General features: G+C 69.6%; 18 protein-coding genes. 10 read left to right on the top strand and 8 right to left on the bottom strand.

Going from position 1 to position 21,565, the window contains the following annotated elements; translation table 11 throughout:
• Positions 1-39 precede the first annotated feature (39 nt).
• From AB0I12_RS33325 to glgX, 4 genes are all read right to left on the bottom strand, one after another.
• Complete coding sequence (locus AB0I12_RS33325; protein WP_355699845.1) at positions 40-234, bottom strand: hypothetical protein; 195 nt, start codon at positions 232-234, stop codon at positions 40-42.
• A gap of 157 nt (positions 235-391) precedes the next feature.
• Entirely contained in the window at positions 392-2,128 is a 1,737-nt protein-coding gene (treZ, locus tag AB0I12_RS33320; protein WP_359937284.1) for a malto-oligosyltrehalose trehalohydrolase, read from the bottom strand.
• Between the two features lie 5 nt (positions 2,129-2,133).
• Positions 2,134-4,530, bottom strand: a complete 2,397-nt coding sequence (gene treY / locus AB0I12_RS33315) for a malto-oligosyltrehalose synthase (RefSeq protein WP_359937281.1) — start codon at positions 4,528-4,530, stop codon at positions 2,134-2,136.
• Positions 4,527-6,641: a glycogen debranching protein GlgX gene (gene glgX / locus AB0I12_RS33310; RefSeq protein ID WP_359937278.1), complete on the bottom strand. Its 2,115-nt coding sequence runs from the start codon at positions 6,639-6,641 to the stop codon at positions 4,527-4,529. The genes treY and glgX overlap by 4 nt, the downstream gene beginning before the upstream one ends.
• A 260-nt stretch (positions 6,642-6,901) precedes the next feature.
• On the opposite strand from glgX, the gene AB0I12_RS33305 reads away from it, so the two are divergent.
• From AB0I12_RS33305 to AB0I12_RS33260, 10 genes are all read left to right on the top strand, one after another.
• Positions 6,902-7,297 (top strand): hypothetical protein, encoded by a 396-nt coding sequence (locus AB0I12_RS33305; protein WP_359937275.1) that lies wholly within the window; start codon positions 6,902-6,904, stop codon positions 7,295-7,297.
• Positions 7,294-9,414 (top strand): bifunctional polysaccharide deacetylase/glycosyltransferase family 2 protein, encoded by a 2,121-nt coding sequence (locus tag AB0I12_RS33300; protein ID WP_359937272.1) that lies wholly within the window; start codon positions 7,294-7,296, stop codon positions 9,412-9,414. The genes AB0I12_RS33305 and AB0I12_RS33300 overlap by 4 nt, the downstream gene beginning before the upstream one ends.
• Before the next feature lie 9 nt (positions 9,415-9,423).
• A complete protein-coding gene (locus AB0I12_RS33295; protein ID WP_359937269.1) occupies positions 9,424-10,194 on the top strand; it encodes a serine protease in 771 nt (256 codons plus the stop codon).
• A 114-nt stretch (positions 10,195-10,308) separates the two neighbouring features.
• Entirely contained in the window at positions 10,309-11,889 is a 1,581-nt protein-coding gene (locus tag AB0I12_RS33290) for an FAD-dependent oxidoreductase (protein WP_359937266.1), read from the top strand.
• Positions 11,886-12,539, top strand: coding sequence for a Rid family hydrolase (locus tag AB0I12_RS33285; protein ID WP_359937263.1), 654 nt, complete (start codon positions 11,886-11,888; stop codon positions 12,537-12,539). The genes AB0I12_RS33290 and AB0I12_RS33285 overlap by 4 nt, the downstream gene beginning before the upstream one ends.
• 10 nt (positions 12,540-12,549) lie before the next feature.
• Complete coding sequence (locus AB0I12_RS33280; protein ID WP_359937260.1) at positions 12,550-12,912, top strand: cupin domain-containing protein; 363 nt, start codon at positions 12,550-12,552, stop codon at positions 12,910-12,912.
• 9 nt (positions 12,913-12,921) lie between these two features.
• Complete coding sequence (locus AB0I12_RS33275; protein ID WP_355699835.1) at positions 12,922-14,226, top strand: hypothetical protein; 1,305 nt, start codon at positions 12,922-12,924, stop codon at positions 14,224-14,226.
• Positions 14,227-14,301: 75 nt separating this feature from the next.
• A complete protein-coding gene (locus AB0I12_RS33270) occupies positions 14,302-16,071 on the top strand; it encodes a hypothetical protein (protein WP_359937257.1) in 1,770 nt (589 codons plus the stop codon).
• Positions 16,053-17,198, top strand: a complete 1,146-nt coding sequence (locus AB0I12_RS33265; RefSeq protein ID WP_359937254.1) for a DegT/DnrJ/EryC1/StrS family aminotransferase — start codon at positions 16,053-16,055, stop codon at positions 17,196-17,198. Before AB0I12_RS33270 ends, AB0I12_RS33265 begins: the two co-directional genes overlap by 19 nt.
• A gap of 11 nt (positions 17,199-17,209) precedes the next feature.
• Positions 17,210-17,758 carry a CYTH domain-containing protein gene (locus tag AB0I12_RS33260; RefSeq protein ID WP_359937251.1) on the top strand — a complete coding sequence of 183 codons (549 nt, stop codon included), beginning with the start codon at positions 17,210-17,212 and terminating at the stop codon, positions 17,756-17,758.
• A gap of 161 nt (positions 17,759-17,919) precedes the next feature.
• On the opposite strand, the gene AB0I12_RS33255 is transcribed toward AB0I12_RS33260, so the two are convergent.
• The 4 genes from AB0I12_RS33255 to AB0I12_RS33240 are packed head-to-tail and all read right to left on the bottom strand — an operon-like array spanning position 17,920 to position 21,565.
• On the bottom strand, positions 17,920-18,696 hold the full coding sequence (locus AB0I12_RS33255) for an ATP-binding cassette domain-containing protein (RefSeq protein WP_359937248.1): 777 nt from the start codon (positions 18,694-18,696) through the stop codon (positions 17,920-17,922).
• Positions 18,689-19,666 (bottom strand): ABC transporter ATP-binding protein, encoded by a 978-nt coding sequence (locus tag AB0I12_RS33250; RefSeq protein WP_359937245.1) that lies wholly within the window; start codon positions 19,664-19,666, stop codon positions 18,689-18,691. Before AB0I12_RS33250 ends, AB0I12_RS33255 begins: the two co-directional genes overlap by 8 nt.
• Positions 19,663-20,601 (bottom strand): ABC transporter permease, encoded by a 939-nt coding sequence (locus AB0I12_RS33245; RefSeq protein WP_359937242.1) that lies wholly within the window; start codon positions 20,599-20,601, stop codon positions 19,663-19,665. Before AB0I12_RS33245 ends, AB0I12_RS33250 begins: the two co-directional genes overlap by 4 nt.
• Positions 20,588-21,565, bottom strand: coding sequence for an ABC transporter permease (locus AB0I12_RS33240; RefSeq protein ID WP_359937239.1), 978 nt, complete (start codon positions 21,563-21,565; stop codon positions 20,588-20,590). Before AB0I12_RS33240 ends, AB0I12_RS33245 begins: the two co-directional genes overlap by 14 nt.

Raw genomic sequence — 21,565 nt, 5'->3', positions numbered from 1 at the left:
TCGGTGGCCTGGTCTGGCGGGCCCTGCCACCGGTGCGCGTCAGTTGAGCGTGTGCTTCGGTACGTCGCGAACGGCCGCACGACGCTCGTGGACGGTGGATTCGCGCACCGCATGGTCCGGGGTGCGTGGTGCCGGGCAGACCGGGCCGCGACGGATCGGGCCGCCACCCAGCTTCCGGCTCTTCCACTGCTTTTCTTCGTAGTCGTAGTAGGTGTCGACGCCTCCGACTGTCATCCGGTCCTCCCTCAAAACCCCCCGTCCCCTGCTGGCCCATCAACAGTCCGCCACGACCACCCCGGCAGACAAGCGATTCCGGAAATCACCACGGATCAACACACTCGAACGGCGCGTTCTGTTGGAATGGCCTACAAACGTGACCCTTTGGAAAGTCTCAGACGGCCACGATCGCGACGCCGTGACCAGGCAACCAAACCCCGCCGGTAGTCAGGTCCCCGCCGGCGAACGACATCACGAGGTACTTGGGGAGCTCCGCGAGCGGCACGACCGCGTCCGCACCACCGAGATTCGCCACCACGCGCAGGCTGCCGCGGGACACCACCAGCCAGGCGCCGGCGGCGTCGAACGCGACCCCCACGGACGCGAGCCGGTCGTCGCGGAGCTCGGGCATCCGGGACCGGAAGGTGAGCAGGTGCCGGTACCAGGCGAGCAGCTCGCGGTGCGGCGCCTCGTCCGGCTCGGACCAGTCGAGCACCGAGCTGCGCCAGGTCTGCGGGTCCTGCGGGTCCGGGATCTCGTCCGCGTCCCAGCCGAACTCGGCGAACTCGTGCCGCCGGCCGGTCCGGACCGCGTCCGCCAGGCCGGGTTCGGTGTCGTCGGAGAAGTCCGTGAAGAACCGCCACGGCGTCGAGGCGCCCCACTCCTCACCCATGAACAGCATCGGCGTGTACGGCGAGGTCAGCACCAGCGCGGCGCCGATCGCGAGCTGCCCCGGGGTCAGGTTGGGCCGGTCGCCGAGCGCCCGGTTGCCGATCTGGTCGTGGTTCGACGTGTAGGCGAGGAACTCGCCGCCGCGGTGGCTGCGCGGATCGACCGGACGTCCCCAGTCCTTGCCGCGGAATGTCGAATAGCTCCCGTCGTGCAGGAACACCCGCGTCAGCGTCTTCGCGAACACCGCCGGGTCCCCGAAGTCCACGTAGTACCCGAACCGTTCACGGGTCAGCAGGGAGTGCAGTGCGTGGTGGAAGTCGTCGCTCCACTGGGCGGTCATCCCCATGCCGCCCGTGGACACCGGCTCGACTGTGCGCGGATCGTTCAGGTCCGACTCGGCCACCAGCCCCAGCGGCCGCCCGAGATCCTTGGCCAGCTCGGCGGTCTCGGTCGACAGCTGCTGGAGCAGGTGCGTCGGGCTGTCGTCGACCAGCGCGTGGACGGCGTCCAGCCGCAGTACGTCGATGTGGAAGTCGCGGAACCAGCGCAGGGCGTTGTCGCAGATCCACCGTCGTACCTCTGCGCTACCGGCGTCGTCCAGGTTGACCGCGGGGCCCCACGGCGTGGAGTGCCTGGTGGTGAAGTACGGACCGAAGCTGGACAGGTAGTTCCCGCTCGGACCGAGGTGGTTGTAGACGACGTCGAGGCACACAGCCAGCCCGGCGTCGTGGCAGCGGTCCACGAACCGCTGCAGGGCTTCCGGGCCGCCGTACGGCGCGTGCACCGCGTAGAGGTCCACACCGTCGTATCCCCAGCCGTGTACGCCGGGGAACGCGGCGACCGGCAGCAGCGAGACCACATCGACCCCGAGCACGGCCAGGTAGTCCAGGTGCTCGGTGGCTGCGTCCAGCGTGCCTTCGAGCGTGAACGTGCCCAGGTGCAGCTCGTAAAAGACAGCGCCTCGTACGTCGCGGCCCGTCCAGCTGTCGTCGCTCCATTCGAAGCGGTCCGCCTCGAAGACCCGGCTGAACCCGTGGACGCCGTCCGGCTGCCACGGGCTACGCGGGTCGGGGAGCGGGTCGCTGCCGTCGACGGAGTACGCATAGTCGGTGCCGTGGTGCGCCTCGGCCACCTGCCGCTCCCACCAGCCGCCCTCGGCGAAGCGCATCGGCAGCACACCGTCCCGCAGTACCAGGTCCACATTGGTTGCCTCTGGCACCCAGACGCGGAACGTGTGCATGGCTGTCAGCTCCTGACCAGGAGGGCGACCGGGAGGTCCGCGAGCAGATCGCCGATCCGGGCAGCCCCGGTGCCCACTTCACGGCCGGTCAACACGTTCTTCCACTGGCCACTCGGCAGCACGACGGTGCTGTCGCCCCAGCCGCCCAGCCGCTGCAGCGCGGCCGGCAGTCTGGTCGCCACGGTGATGACGGCGTCGCCACGGGCGAACGCGACCGCGTGCCCGTTGGAGGTCGGGAGCGGTGCATAGCTGCCCGCGAAGGCCTCGGGGTACTGCCGGCGGATGCGGAGCGCCCGCGACGTGACAAGCAGCTTCTCGTCGGACAGGTCTTCCGGCTTGCCGCCGTCGTCCAGCCGCTGCAGCCGCTCGATGCGCTCCGTGTAGTCCACCGGGCGCCGGTTGTCGGGGTCCACAAGGGACAGATCGACCAGCTCGGTGCCCTGATACACGTCGGGTACGCCGGGCATCGTCAGCTGCACCAGCTTCTGGCCGAGCGTGGCAGCTCGTACGTAGCCGGTCTGCTCGTCAGCGAAGCGGCGTACCGCATCGAGCACGGTCTCGTCGTCGAGGACCGCCGTCGCGAAGGCAGCGACGGCCTGTTCGTACTCGTCGTCCGGCGAGGTCCACGAAGTGTGCCGCTTGGCCTCACGGATCGCCTTCAGCAGATAGCCCTGCATGCGGTCCTCAGCGAGCGGTCCGTCGGCCCAGGTGCCGAACAGCGTCTGCCAGAACAGGTACTCCGTGCTGCCGTCCAGCAGTGGACTGCGGTGCTCTTCCGACAGCCTGCGCCACTCGTGGACCGCCTCCGACCAGACGGCGGGCTGCTCGGACAGTACGCCGAGGCGCGCGCGGACGTCCTCGGACCGCTTGGTGTCGTGGGTGGACAGCGTGGTCATCGTCTTCGGCCAGTCCCGGTTCAACTGGGACGCGTACGCGTGGAACTCTTCCGGCGTCACACCGAAGTGCCCCGGGTCGCCACCGACCTCGTTGAGCGACGTGAGCCGCAGCCACCGGTAGAACGCGGTGTCCTCGACCCCCTTGGCCATCACCGGCCCGCACGTCTGCTGGAACCGCACGATCAGCTCGGCCCGCGCCTGCTCGTCGACAGTGCTCGTCTCTCGTCCGAGCAAGAGGTGCAACACGACGTCCAGGGTGGCCTGGCGGTCCTCGTCCAGGTTCGCCCGCGCTCTCTCCGCCGCCCGCTCGACCGCGGCCACGGCCTCGGGCTCCGGCTCTTCTCCCGGTACGACGTACGCGCGGTAGACGTCGAAGTGGACCAGCAGCTCCACGACGACCTCGTGGAACGCCCGCCTGGTGTGGTCACGCAGCCGCACGTCGTCCTGGCAGATCCGCGCGAGCAGCTCGACCAGGCGATGCACTTCGGCGTACTGGCCGTGCTGGACGATCTCGCGCTTCGCCTCCTCGACCACGGGTCCGAAGTCGGCCGGTGCACCGGTGAGCTCGGAGTGCAGGGCTGCGAGCGGTGCAGCACCAGCGGGGTCGACGAACAGGCCGCCGACGCGCAGCAGAGCGTCGTACCCGGTCGTGCCGGCGCACGGCCAGTCGCGGGGCAGCTGCTCGTCGCCTTCCAGGATCTTCTCCACCACGACCCAGGCACCGCCGGTGCGCTCGGCCAGTCGACGCAGGTAGCCGCGCGGGTCCGCCAGACCGTCAGGGTGGTCGATCCGGAAGCCGTTGAGCTTTCCTTCGTGCAGCAGCGCGAGCAGGAGCTCGTGGGTCGCGTCGAAGACCTCCTTGGTCTCCTGCCGTACAGCAGCGAGCGTGTCGACGTCGAAGAACCGCCGGTAGTTCAACTCCTCGTCAGCGACCCGCCAGTGCGCGAGGCGGTACCACTGCTCGGTGACGAGCTCCGCCAGCGGCAGCTCTTCGGTCCCGGGCCGCAGCGGGTACTCGTGCTCGTAGTACCGCAGTACGTCGCCCTCCACAGACAGCTCACCGTCCGCGAGCACCTTGCCGATCCGCTGACCCAGCACCGCCATCAGCAGCGGCTGGTTGCCGGCGCCCCAGTCCACGTCGAACCAGTCCGCGTACGGCGAGCCGGGCCCCAGTCGCAGCACCGACCAGAGCGCCGCGTTGAGGCTCTCCGGCGTCGGTACGGCGACGTGGTTCGGTACGACGTCCGCGACGGCGCCCAGGCGGTGCTCGGCCAGCCGCGCCGACAACCGGTCGAACGCCGGCCGGCCGCCCATCGGCTCGGACAGCCGGCTGTGGTCCACCACGTCGTACCCGTGGGTGGAACCGGGCGCGGCCTGGAGGATCGGGGACAGGTACGCGTGGGAGATCCCGAGGCCTGCCAGGTACGGCACCACCGCGGCGGCGTCGTCGAAGCCGAACTCGGCGCGGAGCTGGAACCTGTAGGTGGCCTGCGGGACTCCCCTCATCCGGCCTGCCTCGAACGGGTCAGGACCAGGGTGCTGCGGGCCTCGAGCTGGACCGTGCTGCTCGCGACGTGCGGGTCCTCGTCCCCGGCGCCGGTCGGGTGCGTCGTGTCGACGGCGACCGTCCAGTGCTCGCCGTACTCCTCCGGCGGCAGCAGGAAGTCGACCGGCTCGAAGTTCCCGTTCAGCAGCACCAGGAACGAGTCGTCGACCACCGGCTCGCCGCGCGGGTCCGGCTCGGAGATCGCGTCGCCGTTCAGGAACACCGCGATCGCCCGGGCGTCGTCGCGCTGCCAGTCGCCGTTCTGCATCTCGGTGCCGTTCGGCGTGAACCAGACCAGGTCGCCGAGCCCGTCGATCCCGGTGTCGCCGTGGAAGAACCGGCGCCGGCGCAGCACCGGGTGGTTGTTGCGCAACGTGAGCAGCGACCGGGTGAACTCGAGCAGGTGCTTCTGCGGCTCGTCCAGCTCCCAGTCGATCCAGGAGGTCTCGTTGTCCTGGCAGTAGACGTTGTTGTTGCCGCGCTGCGTCCGGCCGAGCTCGTCGCCGTGGGCGATCATCGGCACGCCCTGCGAGATCAGCAGCGTGGTGAGGAAGTTGCGCTCCTGCTTGGCCCGCAGCCGCAGCACCTCGGGGTCGTCGGTCGGGCCCTCGGCACCGCAGTTCCAGGAGCGGTTGAAGCTCTCGCCGTCCTTGCCGCCCTCGCCGTTCGCCTCGTTGTGCTTCTCGTTGTACGAGACCAGGTCGCGCAGCGTGAAGCCGTCGTGGGCGGTGATGAAGTTGATGCTCGCCAGCGGCCGGCGGCTGTCGTCCTGGTACAGGTCGGAGGAACCGGTCAGCCGGGAGGCGAACTCGGCCAGGGCGTACTTCTCGCCCCGCCAGTAGTCCCGGACCTGGTCGCGGTACTTGCCGTTCCACTCCGTCCACAGCGGCGGGAAGTTGCCCACCTGGTACCCGCCGTCGCCGACGTCCCACGGCTCGGCGATCAGCTTCACCTGGCTCACCACCGGGTCCTGCTGGACCAGGTCGAAGAACGCCGACAGCCGGTCGACCTCGTGGAACTGCCGGGCCAGGGTGGCCGCCAGGTCGAAGCGGAAGCCGTCGACGTGCATCTCGGTGACCCAGTAGCGCAGCGAGTCCATGATCAGCTGCAGCACGTGCGGGTGCCGCATCAGCAGGCTGTTGCCGGTGCCGGTGGTGTCGTAGTAGTGCCGCCTGTCCTCGTCCACCAGCCGGTAGTACGCCGCGTTGTCGATGCCCTTGAACGACAGCGTCGGGCCGAACTCGTTCCCCTCGGCGGTGTGGTTGTAGACGACGTCGAGGATCACCTCGATGTCGGCCTCGTGCAGGGCCTTCACCATCGCCTTGAACTCGGTCACCTGCTGACCGCGGGTGCCGGTCGACGAGTAAGCGTTGTGCGGCGCGAAGAATCCGATCGTGTTGTAGCCCCAGTAGTTCGACAGGCCGAGCTCCTGCAGATGGCCGTCCTGGGCGAACTGGTGCACCGGCATCAGCTCGATCGCGGACACCCCGAGCTCCTTGAGGTGCTCGACGATCGCCGGGTGCCCGATGCCGGCGTAGGTGCCGCGGATGTTCTCCGGCAGGCCCGGATGGGTCTTGGTGAGGCCCTTGACGTGCGCCTCGTAGATCACGGTCTCGTGGTAGGCGTGGCCCGGCGGGCGGTCGTTGCCCCAGTCGAAGAACGGGTTGGTCACCACCGACAGCATCGTGTGCTCGCGGTTGTCCATCGTGTTCAGCTCGTCGGGCTCGGCGAACCGGTAGCTGAACAGCGACTCGTCGCCGTCGATCTGCCCGTCGATCGCCTTCGCGTACGGGTCCAGCAGCAGCTTCGACGGGTTGCACCGGTGCCCCTCGGCGGGGTTGTACGGCCCGTGCACCCGGAAGCCGTACCGCTGCCCCGGCTGCACTCCCGGCAGGTACGCGTGCCAGACGAATCCGTCCACCTCGGTCAGCTGCACCAGTTGCTCGGCCCCGTCGTCACCGACCAGCGAGAGGTCGACGCGATCGGCGACCTCCGAGAACACCGCGAAGTTCGTCCCGGCACCGTCGTAGGTGGCGCCGAGAGGGTAAGGACGACCAGGCCATTTCTGCACCTGACGACAGTAGCCACCCCGGCCCCCGGTCAGCGCACGGCGGGGTGTTTCGGTGTCGAGAATTCACCCGGTAAGGGCTTGCACTCCGCCGCAAGACCCCCAACATCCCAAATTCCGCTCGGTTCGGCTAAGCTCTCGCGCTTGTGAGACCGCCTTCCCCTCGGCGGCCAGTCTTTCTGGACTCGACCGGGCGTCGCCGTCGCAGTATCCGAAGAGCAGGCGTGTTCCTCGCCGTACCTACCGTCGGTTACCTCCTGCTCATGGTGAGTAGTTTGCTGGGCGGACCGCGGATGGACACCCCGCTGATCCCCCTCCCCGAAGCCGCGAAGCCCGAGCACCGGCCGACCGCGCCGCCGGCCGAGATCGCGCTCGAGACGCCGCGGCCGACGACCGGGGACAGCCGTACGCCGCGAGCCACAACCACCCCCGCGGCGCCGACCAGCACGCCGACCTCGGGCCCCGCCACGGTCCCGACCGGCAGTCCGTCGGTGACGTCGCCGCCCGTGACCGCCGTACCGACCACGGCTCCGACGACCGTGACGAGCACCCAGCCGGGCCGGACCAAGTCACCGACCGCGGCGCCGACGGCGACCACGACGCACGGCAACAAGCCGACCGCACCGCCCGGTAAGACGAGGGCGCCGGCCGCCCCGTGAGCCGACCGGCCGCGCGGCGGGCCAAGCAGGTGCCGCTCCGGACGCACTGGATCGTCCTGACGATGTTGCTGGTCTGCCTGGCCGGCATGCTGCTGCTGAACGGCTATACGCACCACATGTATGGAACGGAAGCCGACGGCGCGGTCCGGTCGAGCGGTCCCTCCGGAGCGGTGCCGAAACAGATCGTCAACGGCGGACCGGTCATCGACGCGGGCGACGGCACACCCCGGTCGGTGGCACCGAAAGCACGCACCATCGCGCTCACCTTCGACGACGGGCCGGACCCGGTCTGGACTCCGAAGATCCTGGACGTGCTCCGCAAGCAGCAGGTGCACGCCACCTTCTTCGTGGTCGGTACCGAGGTCGCAGCGCACCCTGACCTGGCCCGCCGGATCGTCGCCGAAGGGCACCAGATCGCGGTGCACACCTTCACCCACGCCAACCTGTCGACCGCGTCCGGGTGGCGGCGTTCACTCGAGCTCCGGCAGAGCCAGCTCGTCCTCGCCGGCGCCACCGGTGTCAGTACGACGCTGCTCAGACCGCCGTACTCCTCCGAGCCGGACGCGCTGAGCAATCGCGACTGGGAGGCGCTCCAGCAGGCCCGCAAGGCCGGCTACCTGGCCGTGCTGAGCAGTCAGGACAGTGAGGACTGGCGGAAGCCCGGAACCCAGCAGGTCATCGCCAACTCGATGCCGCGGAGCACGGCCGGACAGGTGCTGCTGATGCACGACGCCGGCGGCGACCGTACGCAGACCGTCGAGGCCTTGGACAAGCTGCTGCCGCGCCTGAAGGCGCGTGGCTTCCGGTTCGCCACCGTCAGCGACTCGGTCGGCCTGCCGGACCCGACCCGCAAGGCGAGTCTGCTGGATCGTGGACGGGGTCTCGCGGTGATCGGGGCGATGCGGATCAGCGACGGCGTGCTGGCCGTGATCGGCTGGCTGTTGTACGCCGCCGGCGCGCTGAGCGTGCTGCGCGCCATCACCACCGTGATCGCCGCCCGGCGGCACGCGCGGATGCGGAACTGGACCTACGGCCCGCCGGTCACGGAGCCGGTCAGCGTCATCGTCCCGGCGTACAACGAGAGCGCCGGCATCGAGGCCGCGATCCGCTCGTTGGTGGCGTCGGACCATCCGCTCGAGGTGATCGTCGTCGACGACGGTTCGACCGACGGTACGGCGGATCTCGTCGAGCGGCTGGGGATCCCCCGGGTCCGCGTGATCCGGCAGGCCAACGCCGGTAAGCCGGTCGCGCTCAACACCGGACTGCGCGCGGCACAGTTCGAGCTGATCGTGATGGTCGACGGCGACACCGTGTTCGAGCCGGACGCCGTGCGCAAGCTGATCCAGCCCTTCGGGCACCCTGCCGTCGGCGCGGTGTCCGGCAACGCCAAGGTGGGCAACCGCCGCGGGCTGCTCGGCCGCTGGCAGCACATCGAGTACGTGATCGGCTTCAACCTTGACCGCCGGCTGTTCGACCTGGCCGAGTGCATGCCGACCGTGCCGGGTGCCGTCGGCGCGTTCCGCCGTACGGCGCTGGAGCGGATCGGCGGCCTGAGCGACGTGACGCTGGCGGAGGACACCGACCTGACGATGGCGCTGTGCCGGGACGGGTGGCGGGTTGTCTTCGAGGAGAGCGCCGTGGCGTGGACCGAGGCGCCGGCGTCACTGGGCGCACTGTGGCGGCAGCGGTACCGCTGGTGTTACGGGACGCTCCAGGCGATGTGGAAGCACCGCGGGGCGATGGTGCAGCGCGGCCGCGCCGGTAAGTTCGGCCGCCGCGGGCTGACGTACCTGATGCTCTTCCAGGTCCTGCTGCCGCTGCTGGCACCGGTTGTGGACGTGTTCGCGATCTACGGCCTGATCTTCCTCGACCCGGTTCGCGTCCTGTCGGTCTGGGCCGGGTTCGTGCTGCTGCAGTTGGCGATGGGCTTCTACGCGTTCCGCCTGGACGGAGAGCGAGCTGGGCCGCTGTGGACGCTGCCACTTCAGCAGTTCGTCTACCGGCAGCTGATGTACCTGGTCGTCATCCAGTCGGTCTTCACCGCACTGGCCGGCACCAGACTCCGTTGGCAGCGCATGGAGCGCTACGGCAGCCTGCAGGCTCCAGTCGTCCGCTAACCTACAGCGATGATCGTTTCACGGAGAGTGCAGGCGGTGCTGTTGGCCGCTGTCCTGCTAGTTGCCACCGCCGGAGCGAAGCCGGTGATCGTCGGCGGGACGGTGGCGAGCACTGCCGAGGCACCGTGGGCGATCGCCCTGAACAACACGCAGTCCGCGGCGTCGGGCGGCCGCTACTGCGGGGCCGCGCTGGTGGCGCCGAACAAGATCGTGACCGCGGCCCACTGCATGGACGAGGCGGTGTCGACGTACTACGCGGTCCAGGGACGGGCGGACCTCGCCGACGACTCGGTCGGGCGGGTGTCGGAGATCAGCAAGGTGTGGATCCACCCGGGCTACAACACGAAGGACAACCGGTACGACGTGGCGGTGCTGACGCTGGCGCGGCCTTTCACCGGCGTACCGGTGCTGCCGCTCGAGACCCGCGCGCGGGCGGATCGCGCGGGCGCCGTACCGACCGTCTACGGATGGGGCGACACGCAGGAGACCGGGCCGGACGAGACCCTGCAGAAGGCCGCCGTACCGGACCTCGGCGACAAGACCTGCCTCGCGAACAAGAGCTACGTGTCCAACGGGTACGCCGCCGCGACCAACGTCTGCGCCGGCTACCTCGCCGGCGGCATCGACGCCTGCCAGGGCGACTCCGGCGGCCCCCTCGTCCTCAACGGCCGCCTGCTCGGACTCGTCTCCTGGGGTCAGGGCTGCGCACAGCCCGGCAAGCCCGGTGTTTACGCCGAGGTCGCCGGGGTAGCGAGGGCGCTGCTCCAACAGGTTCGTTAATCAGAAACATACCTGTCGGTACGAGCGTCGATCCGTCACGATCCTGACACGCTCCGAAAACACCATGTCCTTACCTTTCTGGTCAGCTACCCCGTTGCCCAGTGAGGAGAAGGCATGGCGCAGACCAGACGTCAGTTCCTGCAGCAGGTCGGTATCACCGGTGGAGCGGGGGTGCTGTACTCCACCATGTCGGCGCTCGGCCTCACGGGCGTCGCCGAGACACCCGCGTACGCCGCCCCGTCGCGGGCCGATCTCAACGGCCGCGGCACCAAGCACGTCGTCGTCCTCGGCGCCGGGATCGCCGGGCTCACCTCGGCGTACGAGCTGCTGAAGGCCGGCTACCAGGTCACCCTGCTGGAGGCGCGCACCCGCCCGGGCGGCCGGAACTGGACCGTTCGCGGCGGCACCGTCGAGACCGATCTCGCCGGGAACACCCAGCGCGCGACGTTCTCCCCCGGCCAGTACATGAACGCCGGCCCGGGACGGCTCCCGCAGCACCACGTGACGCTCGACTACTGCCGCGAGCTCGGCGTCGCGATCGAGCCGTTCGTCAACCAGAACGCCGACGCGTACCTGTACCGCGAAGGCACCAGCAGCCTGTCCAACAAGGCGATCCGGCACCGCACCGCCAAGGCGGACGTGTACGGCTACGTCGCCGAACTGCTCGCCACCGCCGCCGACCAGGGAGCGCTCGACGCCAAGCTGACGGCGACCGACAAGCAGGCGCTGATCAGTTTCCTCAGCAGCTTCGGCTCGATCGGCAACAAGGCGTCCGGCTTCGCCTACACCGGCGCTGACGGCCGGCGCGGCTACACGGTCGAGCCCGGCGCCGGAATGGAAGGCGGCACGACGGCCGCGCCGTACGCGCTGAGCGACGTCTTCGCCAGCGGCGTCGGCAACTACTTCTCGTTCGAGTTCGGCTGGGACCAGGCGATGATGATGTTCCAGCCGGTCGGCGGGATGGACCGGATCCCGTACGCGTTCGAGCGCGCGATCGGCAAGGACAAGATCCGGTACGGCGCCGAGGTGACCGGGCTGACCAACACCGGCTCCGGCGTCCAGGTCACCTACAAGAGCGGCCCGCGGACCCGGATGCTGACCGCCGACTACGCGATCTGCACGCTGCCGCCGCACCTGGCCGCGAAGGTGCCGTCCAACCTGCCGGCGCCGATCATCGAGGCGCTCAAGTACGCCCGGCCGACGAACGCGGGCAAGATCGGCATCGAGTACGGCCGGCGCTGGTGGGAGGAGGACCACCGGATCTACGGCGGCATCACCAACAGCAGCCTCGACACCGTGAACACCTGGTACCCGTCGTACGGCTTCCACGGCGAGCGCGGCACCGTGATCGGCTACTACAACACCGGCGCCAACGCGAACCTGTACGGCGCGATGACACCGGCCGGCCGGCTGGAGCGCGCGCTGATGCAAGGCGCCAAGATGCACGGCGACGTGTACGCGAAGGACGTCAAGGCGTCGTTCTCGGTGAACTGGATGGGCACCAAGTACTCCGAGGCGTCCTGGGTCAGCTGGCCGTCGCAGACCGACGGGATCTACGCCCGGCTGCTCGAGGCCACCGGCAACATCTACTTCGCCGGCGACCACCTGTCGCACGCCATCGCCTGGCAGCACGGCGCGATGGTGTCCGCCCGCGCGGCCGTGACCGCCCTGCACAGCCGGGTGGCGAGCCGATGAAGACTCGCCTGATCGCCGGGGCCGTCGCCCTCGTCGTCTCGTTCAGCGCAGGCGCCGGGACAGCGGCCGGCTGGTGGGACAAGCCGAAGCCGCCGAAGCCCGGCACCGTCGTACCCGCACTGCCGGCGGGTCAGGCCAACCCGATGATCGCGACCGGTGTCGGCGTCGGCGCGAACACCCCCGTCTACAAGACCAGCGGCATCGGCCCGTCGGCGCTGAACACGGGCGCTCCGTCCGGGTCCGAGGCGGCGTACGTCGACACCGCGATCTTCCCCGGCGGGACGCTGCCCGCGGGCGTCACCATCACCGAGGCCCAAGGGATCAACGCACTCCGGCGGATCGGCGAGAACCTCGCCGCGGCCGGGCTGTCGTACGCCGACGTCTACACGATGCGGGTCTTCCTGCAGAACCCCGCCGGCGCCACGGTCGCCGACTTCGCCGGGTGGAACCGCGCGTACCGCCAGTACTTCGCCAACACCGACCTCACCACCGGCGCCTACGTCCCGGTCCCGCTCGGTACGGCGCCGCCGGCGAAGCCGTTCGTGGTGAACAAGGCGCGCCCGTCCCGCTTCGCACTGGAGATCGAGAACCTCCCGGTGTCCGGCTGGCTGGTCGAGGTGGAGGTCGACGCCGCGTACCCCCAGCGCTGACACTGGAGGTATGAGCGAGCCAGTTCGTGTGATCAAGGCTGGTGACCTGGTCGCCGCCGACCCGACGTCCGGCATGCTCCGGATGCGAGCCTTCGAGCTCCCGATCCTGTGGGCCGGCCAGGTCATCACCCAGCCCGGTGCGATCTCCGGATGGCACCACCACGACAAGAACGAGAGCAGTCTCTACATCGTCTCCGGCGTGCTGCGGCTCGAATTCGAGGGCTCCGGCGAGTACCTCGACGCGGTCGCCGGCGACTTCGTCCACGTGCCCGCGTTCACGATCCACCGGGAGAGCAACCCCAGCGGCGAGCCGTCGCTGGCGATCATCGCGCGGGCCGGCGGCGGGATCCCGACGGTCAACGTCGACCGTTAATCTGACGAGGTGGCGACGCATGAGCAGGTGACGGTCGGCGTTGTGGGGGCCGAGCAGATCGTGCACCGGATCATGAATCTGGCCCGCGAGCTCGACAACCCCGCGCTGCGGCTCGAGACCGCCGTCTACTCCGACGAGCACGACGCGCACGAGCAGGCGGCGCGGATCGCCTCGCGGGTCGACGCGTTCCTGTTCGCCGGACCGCTGCCGTACGACGTGGCGGTCGCGGGCGGCCTGCCGGTCCCGGCGACGTACGTGCCGAGCGGCGGGCCGGCGCTCTTCTCGACCCTGCTCCGCGGCGTCCTCGAGAAGGTCTTCGACCCGGCCCGGATCAGCGTCGACACCATGTCCCGCCGGGACCTCTCGCACGTGTACGAGGAGATCGGCCTGAGCGCGTCCGGCGTACGGCTGAAGGAGTACACCGGGCCGGAGTCGGCCGGGACGTTCCTCGACTTCCACCGCTCGCTGTACGAGCGCGGCCGAACCACCGGGGCGGTCACCACGGTGCCGACCGTCGACGTCGCCTTGCAGAAGGCCGGAGTACCGGTGCTGCGGATGACGCCGTCGTCGATGACGATCCGGCAGGCGCTGACCACGGCTGTCCTGATGGGCGGCGGCGCGAAGCTCGAGGAGTCCCGGATCGTCACGATGATCGTCCGGGTGCCCGCCGCGTCGCTGCCGGCGCACGCCAGCGCCAGCGCGTACTGGTACCAGGAGCTTCGCCTGTCGCTGCATCGCGAGCTGCTGCGCGACGCCCGCCCGATGGACGCTGCCGTGGTGCCGCGTGACGAGCACAGTTTCCTCATCGTCACGACGATGGGTTCGCTGCGGCTGGCCACCGACAACCTGTCGATGGCGCCGTTCCTGGACCGGATCTCCGAGGAGCTCGGGATCCGGCTGGAGGTCGGCATCGGGCTCGGTACGTCGACCCGCGAGGCGGAGGTGAACGCGCAGTCCGCCGTCGACAAGGCGGCCGGCGGCGACACCGCGTTCGTGGTCGGACCGCACGGCTTCGTGCTCCAGATCCCCGGCGAGCGGACCCGGACCGCCGAGCGCTCCGTCCCCGCGGACTCCCGGGCGCTGCAGATCCTGGCCACGCTCGCCGAGCAGCTGGAGAACGCGAACGACACCGAGCGGGTGGTCGACGCCGAGAAGGTCGCGGAGCTGCTCGGTGTGACGCTGCGGACCGCGCGCCGGACCTTGAGCACGCTGGTCGACGAGGGACTCGCCTGGCCGATGCCGCCGCCTCGCTCGAGCAAGCTCGGCCGGCCGCCGCGCCCGTACCAGTTGCTGGTCGAGAAGATTCCTCGCTAGACCTAGTTATTACGGACGTCCATAAGAGATATTCAGGCCTTGCCGAAGCTATCCGGCTACGGCAGGGTGGTTCGCGTGCCTCTTCATGCAGTCGCAGTGGTGGACGACCAGGCGGCGACCGAGCGGGCCCACCAGGCGGGTCAGGACGCCTGGTGGGTCTACCTGGCCGAGGTCCTCGGGCATCTTCGGGTGCCTTACAGCTCTCTGGCGGCAAGTGCCGCGCCGCCCGGCGACGTCTCTGTGCTGATCCACGCGACCACGCCTGATACCGGTCCGACCGACGAGCTCGAGCAGTGGGTGCACGACGGCGGCGCGCTGATCCTCGTCGGCGACCCCGGACCGCTTGCAGTGCTCGCGGGTGTCTCGGCCGACGGTTCGGTGCCGGAGGATCACGTCGTACTCGCGGACACCCCTGTCTGGTCCTCCCGGCCGCCGGTCGCATTGCACGCCGTCGGCGGGAGCCGGCTCCGCGGTAACGACGTCGAGGTGCTCGCCCGCTGGCAGTCCGATGATGCCGCAGCGATCACGCTCCGCCGGCTCGGCCGGGGTGTCGTCCTGACGTACGGCGTCGACCTGTGGCAGACGATCGTCCGGATCCAGCAGGGGTACGCCGTCACCGCCGACGGTCAGCCGGCCGCGGACGGTACGGCGCCGATCGACGACGGCATCCTCAAGTGCGAGGACGGGATGGTGCTGAGCTTCGCCGCGGATCGGGCGATGCCGCCGGGTGAGCCGCCGCTGGATCCGGCGTTCCAGCATGTCTATCCGCCGCCGAGCGCCGTACCGATGTTCGACCAGCCGCAGGCCGACTGGTGGTGTTCGCTGTTCGCGCAGAGCCTGTGGTGGAGCGCCTCGCAGACCGGCGCCGCGGTGCCCTCGCTCTGGTACTGGCCGTCGGGTGTCGACGCGGTAGCCCACATGTCGCACGACTCCGACCAGAACGTCGAGGAGCACGGTCAGGCGGCGCTCGACGCGTTCGCCGCGGCCGGTGTCGAGGTCACCTGGTGCCACGTCTTTCCCGGCGGGTACTCACCGGAGCTGTACGCCGCGATCACCGCGGCCGGGCACGAGAACGCCCTGCACTACAACGCGATGGGCGACGCGGACCTCGCGGTGTGGGGCTGGCCGTTCGCGCGGGCGCAGTACGCCTGGGCGCAGGCCGTCACGGGCACCGAGCAGATCGTCTCGAACAAGAACCACTACACCCGCTGGGAAGGGTGGACGGACTTCTACACGTGGTGCGAGCGGCTCGGCATCCAGATCGACGAGTCGCGCGGGCCGAGCAAGCAGGGCGATGTCGGGTTCACGTTCGGCGCGTCCCACGTCTCGTTCCCGCTTGCACCCGTTGCCGAGAGCAATCGACTGTACGACGTCCTCAACCTGCCGCTGCACACACAGGATCTCGCCTGGGCCGGGCATGTCGCCGTCCGGGACGTGATCCTGGACGGCGCCCAGGCGGTCCACGGTGTCGCGCACTTCCTGTTCCACGGGCCGCACCTGCATCTGCGCCCGCCGACCCGGGCCGCGTGCATCGAGCTCGCAGCGGAGGCGCGGCGACGCGGGATGCCGTGGTGGACGGCGACCCGGATCAACAGCTGGGAGCGGAGCCGGCGCGGCGTCGAGCTGTCGGTCTCGCCGCACCCGGACGGCCTGGCAGTGCTGGCGCAGTCCGTGGAGGCGGTGCCGAGCGCCGCGGTGCTCCTCGCCGTACCGAATCCCGGGACCGGGCCGGTCGTCAAGGAGGGCAGCGGATCCGCCCGGACGGTGATCCGGTTCGGGCGGCCCTTCGTCGAGCTGACCGCCGATATCGTTGCCGGAGACAACAGATGGGTGATCACACCATGACGTCGTGGCCGCAGTACGGCACGGAAGAGGCCGACGCCCTGCTCGAGGTGCTGAACTCGGGGAAGTGGGGCAGCACGAGCGGTGACGTCGTCGCGACGTTCGAGCGGGAGTTCGCCGCGTACCAGCAGGCCGGGCACGCGGTGTGTCTGGCGAACGGGACGCTCGCCATCGCGGTCGCGCTGAAGGCCGCCGGCGTCGGCATCGGCGACGAGGTGATCGTGCCGCCGTACACGTTCATCGCCACCGCCTCGGCGGCACTGTTCGTCGGCGCGGTGCCGGTCTTCGCCGACGTCGACCCGGACACCCATCTGCTCGACCCGGTCGCCACCGAGGCCGCGATCACCGAGCGGACCAAGGCGGTCGTCGTCGTCCACCTCGCCGGCCGTCCCGCGGACATGGATGCCTTCACCGCGCTCGGCGCGAAGCACGGAATGACCATCGTCGAGGACGCCGCGCAGGCGCACGGCGCGGCGTACAAGGGGCGCGCGGTCGGCGCGATCGGCGACCTCGGCACCTTCAGCTTCCAGAGCAGCAAGAACATCACGGCCGGCGAGGGCGGCGTCGTAGTCACGGATTCTCCGGAGCTGGCCGGTGCGGTGTATTCGCTGGTCAACGTCGGACGGGTTCCCGGCGGTGGGTGGTACCAGCACGAGACCGTCGGGTACAACCTGCGGCTGACCGAGTTCCAGGCCGCGATCCTTCGGGTCCAGCTCCGTCGCCACCCGCAACTGCAGGAGGTCCGCGAAGGCAACGCGCGTCTGCTTACGGACCTGCTCGAGAAGGCTCACGGCATCCAGCTCGCCCCCGACGATCCGGCGATCACCGCCCACGGCCGGCACCTCTTCATGCTCCGGGTCCCCGGTCGGCGCGACGCCGTACTCGAGGCCCTCAGAGCCGCAGGCTTCGACCGAGCCTCCTCCGGCTACGTCCCGCTGCACCGCAACGCCGCCGTACTCCGCGAGTCCCAGGCCATCACCACCCGCCTCGGCCAGCCCTACCCGGAACACCCCTGCCCGAACGCCGACCTGGTCTCCACCGACACCATCTGGCTCCCCCAGCCCTACCTCCTGGGCACCGAAGACGAAACCCGGGCCATCGCGGATACCATCGCCAACGCTGTGAGTTGATCCTTCTCGTCGTGAGGGAGCCGATGGTCATCGAGTTCGAAGCCAAAGTCCTGGACGTCGACCCGCACGAAATCGCCGGCCGAATCCTTGCCCTCGGCGGGCGTCGCGTGGCCGACCGGCTGATGAGGCGCTACGTGTACGACGTCGTGCGGGGTGACGAGTCCCGCTGGATCCGGCTGCGGGACGCGGGCGCCGAGGTGACGTTGACCGTCAAGCAGATCGCCCACGACGGCATCGACGGCACTACCGAGACCGAGGTCGCGGTCGGCGATTTCGAGACCACCAACGAGCTGCTGCAACAGATCGGCTTCCACCCGAAGTCGTACCAGGAGAACCACCGCACCAGCTTCGAACTCCAAGGCGCAGACCTCGAACTCGACCAGTGGCCCCTCATCCCGCCCTACCTGGAAATCGAAGGCCACTCCCGCAACCACGTCCTGGAAGTCGCCAACGCCCTGAACATCTCCGAACACCAGCTGACCGGCGAAAACACCACCAAGGTCTACGCCCGCTACGGCATAAACCTCACCACAATCCCCAACCTCCGCTTCACCAACTAAGCAAGCCGCCCAGCCACGGGTCCCGCCGAGCCGACCAGGCCGGCCTCCGGGCACCCGCCGAGTCGTGGATTTGGGCGCCTTTCGACAACCGTTTCCCACGACTCGTGCCCTCGGCCCAGAACCTTTTGCCACGACTCGACGGCAGTCCGTACGCCGGAAGCTCAGTCCTGGCGGATGGGGAGGACGGCGGAGAGGAGTTGTTGGGTGTAGGGGTCTTGGGGGGCGCGGAACAGGTTCTCGGTGGTGCTTTCCTCGACCAGTTGGCCTTTGTTCATGACGGCTACCCGGTCAGCCAGGCGTTCTACGACCGCGAGGTTGTGCGAGATGAAGAGAAAGGACAGGCCCAGGCGGTTGCGTAGGTCGGTGAAGAGGTCGAGGATCTGGGCCTGGATGGAGACGTCCAGGGACGAGGTCGGTTCGTCGCAGACCAGCAGATCGGGTTCGAGTGCGAGCGCGCGGGCGATCGCGATGCGTTGTTGTTGACCGCCGGAGAACTGCCGTGGGTACAGCTCAGCATGCCCGGTGTTGATGCCGACCAGGTCCAGCAACTCGAACGCTTTGGCACGGCGGGACTCCTTGGAACCTCGGTCGTGCAAGCGCAGTGGCTCCATCACGTTGCCGATGGCACTGAAATGGGGCAGCAGCGAGCCGTACGGGTTCTGGAAGACCATCTGCATCCGCGGCCTGAGCTCGCGCAACTCGCGGGCCGGCAGCGTGCCGAGATCGCGACCGTCGAAGCTGACACTGCCCGACGTCGGCGTCTGCAGTCCCATCATCAGCCGCGCCATCGTGGACTTCCCGCTGCCGCTTTCGCCCACCAGGCCCAGCGTTTCGCCGCGGTGCACGGTCAGCGAGACGTCGTCGACGGCGCGGACCTCGCCGGCCCGCGTCCGGAAGATCTTCGTCACCGATGAAGCGCGAACCAGTTCGTCAGGCATCGACGGCCACCTTCCAGCACGCGGCGTCCCGGCCGGGACCGATGGTCAGGATCTCTTGCTCGGTCGCGCAGCGCGGCAGCTCGGCCCGCGCGCACCGCGGATGGAACGGGCAGCCCTCGGGACGCCGGGACAGGTCGGGCGGGCTGCCGGGAATCGGCCGCAGCGGCAGGTCCCGGCCGCCGACCTCGACGCCGGATCCGAGCAGGCCGACGCTGTACGGGTGGCGCGGATCGTCGAGCAGCCGCCCCATCGGCGCCCGCTCCACCACGCGCCCGGCGTACATCACGACCGCGTCGTCGCAGAAGTAGCGCGCGACGCCCAGGTCGTGCGTGATCATGATGACGCCGGTGCCGCGGTTCTTCAGCTCCGCGAGCAGGTCGAGGATCTGCCGCTGGACGGTGACGTCGACCGCGGTGGTCGGCTCGTCGGCGATCAGCAGCGCCGGCTCGGTCACCATCGCCATCGCGATCATCGCCCGCTGGCGCATCCCGCCGGACAGCTGGAACGGGTACGTGCGGATCCGCTTCTCCGGGTCCGGGATGCCGACGTCGCCGAGCGCCCGGACGGCGCGCTGGCGGGCCTCGGCCTTCGTGCACAGGCCGTGCCACAGCAGGTGCTCGGTCAGTTGACGCTCCAGCGTCAGCGTCGGGTTCATCGCCTCCATCGCGCTCTGGAACACCATCGCGATGTCCCGCCCGCGGACCTTGCGCAGCTCCTTGTCGCCGATCGCCAGCAGGTCCCGCCCGCCGAACAGCGCCTGGCCGCCGGTGATCCGCGCGGTCCGCGGCAGGATGCCCATGACGCTGCGCATGGTGACGCTCTTGCCGCTTCCGCTCTCGCCGACGATCGCCAGCGCCTGCCCGCGGCGTACGTCGAACGACACCCCGTCGACCGCGGTCAGCGGCTCGGCGCCGTCGCGCCGGAACGTGGTCCGCAACCCGCGGACGGACAGCAACGCCTCGTCGCTCATCGCTGTTCTCCACTCGGGTCGAAGGCGTCCCGCAGGCCGTCACCGATCCAGGTGAACGCCAGCAGCGTCAGCGCGAACAGCACCGCCGGAGCGACCAGCATGTGCGGCGCGGCCAGCAGGTACCGGCTGCCCTCGCTGATCATCGCGCCCCACGACGGCGTCGGCGGCTGGACGCCGAGTCCCAGCAGTGCCAGCCCTGCCTCGGCGGCGATCGCGGCCGGGATCGCGAAGCTCGTGGTGACCAGGATCGGCCCGATCGCGTTCGGCAGGATGTACCGGATCGCGATCGTGGTGCCCTTCGCGCCCATCGATCGGGCCGCCTCGACGTACTCGCGTTCCTTCAGCGTCATCACCTGCGCGCGGACGAGCCGCGCCTGCGTGACCCAGGACGCGATCCCGATCGCGACCACCAGCGCGACGATGCTGCGGCCGAGCACCGTCACCATCACGACCGCGAACAGGTAGCTCGGGAACGCGTACATCACGTCGGTGAATGCCATCAGCAACTGTTCGACGCGCCCGCCGAGGTAGCCCGCGAGCAGTCCGATCGCGAGCGCCAGCGCGAGCGCCGTCAGCTCGGCGCCGAACGCCACGGTGAGCGCGGTCTGCAGACCGTAGATCAGCCGGCTGAGAATGTCCCGCCCGAGCAGGTCCGTGCCGAGCAGGTGCCCCGCGGAGCCGGGACCGGCCAGCTTGTGCTGGATGTCGGTCTCCTCGTAGCCGTACGGCGCGATCAGCGGCGCGGCGAGTGCGATGACGATCAGGAACGCACAGAAGACCAGGCTCCCGAACGCCAACCGGTGCTTGCGGAACCGGGACCATGCCCGCGCCCAGGGTCCGCGCGCCGTCGTACCGCGCTCGATCGGCTCCGGGTCGCCGACGGTACCGACGACGGCCGCTTCACCGGCGGCCTCGACGCCCTCAGTGGCCGTCATCGGCCCCACCTCCCACGGTCCGGATTCGGGGATCGAGGAGTCCGTAGATCAGGTCCACGACCAGGTTGGTCACCATCAGGATCAGCGCGAAGAACAACGCCGTACCCATCAGCAGCGGCATGTCCCGGCTGGCGGCGGCGTTGGCGAAGTACAACCCCAGGCCGGGGATCCGGAGCAGTGCCTCGACGAACACGGTGCCGGTCATCAGCGCTGCCAGCAGCGGTCCGGCGACGGTGACGAGCGGGATCAGCGAGTTGCGCAGCGCGTGCCGGACGATGACCGTACGCCGCGGACCGCCTTTGGCGAGCGCAGCGGTGACGTACTCCTCGCGCAAGGTCTCCAGCATGCTCGACCGCACGTACCGCGCCAGCACCGCGGCCGGCCCCAGGCTCAGAGCGAGCACCGGAAGGACCAGGTCCTCCGGGCCGTTCCATCCGCCCGACGGCAACAACTTCAGCGTCGCGGAGAACAGCAGGATCATGAACGCCGCGGTCAGATAGCTGGGCAACGCGTGCCCGAGCGTGACCGCGAACATCGTCGCGTGGTCGCTCTTGCTGTTCTGCCGCAACGCCGCGAACACCCCGACCGGTACGGCGATCAGCAGCGCGAGCAGCACCGCCAGCACCGCCAGCGTGGCCGACACCGGGAACGCCTCCGCGATGATGTCCTGCACGTTCCGGCTGGCGTACTTGTACGACGGCCCGAAGTCCCAGACGACCGCGCCCTTCATGAAGATCAGGTACTGCTTCCAGACCGGTACGTCGGCGCCGTACCGGGACTCGAGCTCGCCGACCATCGACTCGGTGCCGACACCGCCGAAGTTGGTGGCCCCGCTGTTCACCCGCTGCAGGTCGGCGAAGTTGCCGGGCGCCAGCTGCAGCAGGGTGAACGTCAGGATCGAGACCGCGACCATGGACAGGACCAGCCGGACCGCCCGCTTGCCGATGTAGACGGCGAGCCCCAC

The organism is Kribbella sp. NPDC050459, from assembly GCF_040655315.1.
In the GTDB taxonomy this organism is placed as follows: domain Bacteria; phylum Actinomycetota; class Actinomycetes; order Propionibacteriales; family Kribbellaceae; genus Kribbella.
This window is presented reverse-complemented; position numbering and strand designations above follow the sequence as displayed.

Bases quoted from the DNA above. Each gene is read 5' to 3' on its own strand.
- AB0I12_RS33325 (WP_355699845.1), bottom strand. From the start codon at position 234: ATGACAGTCGGAGGCGTCGACACCTACTACGACTACGAAGAAAAGCAG.
- treZ (WP_359937284.1), bottom strand. From the start codon at position 2,128: ATGCACACGTTCCGCGTCTGGGTGCCAGAGGCAACCAATGTGGACCTG.
- treY (WP_359937281.1), bottom strand. From the start codon at position 4,530: ATGAGGGGAGTCCCGCAGGCCACCTACAGGTTCCAGCTCCGCGCCGAG.
- AB0I12_RS33305 (WP_359937275.1), top strand. From the start codon at position 6,902: ATGGTGAGTAGTTTGCTGGGCGGACCGCGGATGGACACCCCGCTGATC.
- AB0I12_RS33295 (WP_359937269.1), top strand. From the start codon at position 9,424: ATGATCGTTTCACGGAGAGTGCAGGCGGTGCTGTTGGCCGCTGTCCTG.
- AB0I12_RS33290 (WP_359937266.1), top strand. From the start codon at position 10,309: ATGGCGCAGACCAGACGTCAGTTCCTGCAGCAGGTCGGTATCACCGGT.
- AB0I12_RS33285 (WP_359937263.1), top strand. From the start codon at position 11,886: ATGAAGACTCGCCTGATCGCCGGGGCCGTCGCCCTCGTCGTCTCGTTC.
- AB0I12_RS33280 (WP_359937260.1), top strand. From the start codon at position 12,550: ATGAGCGAGCCAGTTCGTGTGATCAAGGCTGGTGACCTGGTCGCCGCC.
- AB0I12_RS33265 (WP_359937254.1), top strand. From the start codon at position 16,053: ATGGGTGATCACACCATGACGTCGTGGCCGCAGTACGGCACGGAAGAG.
- AB0I12_RS33255 (WP_359937248.1), bottom strand. From the start codon at position 18,696: ATGCCTGACGAACTGGTTCGCGCTTCATCGGTGACGAAGATCTTCCGG.
- AB0I12_RS33250 (WP_359937245.1), bottom strand. From the start codon at position 19,666: ATGAGCGACGAGGCGTTGCTGTCCGTCCGCGGGTTGCGGACCACGTTC.
- AB0I12_RS33245 (WP_359937242.1), bottom strand. From the start codon at position 20,601: ATGACGGCCACTGAGGGCGTCGAGGCCGCCGGTGAAGCGGCCGTCGTC.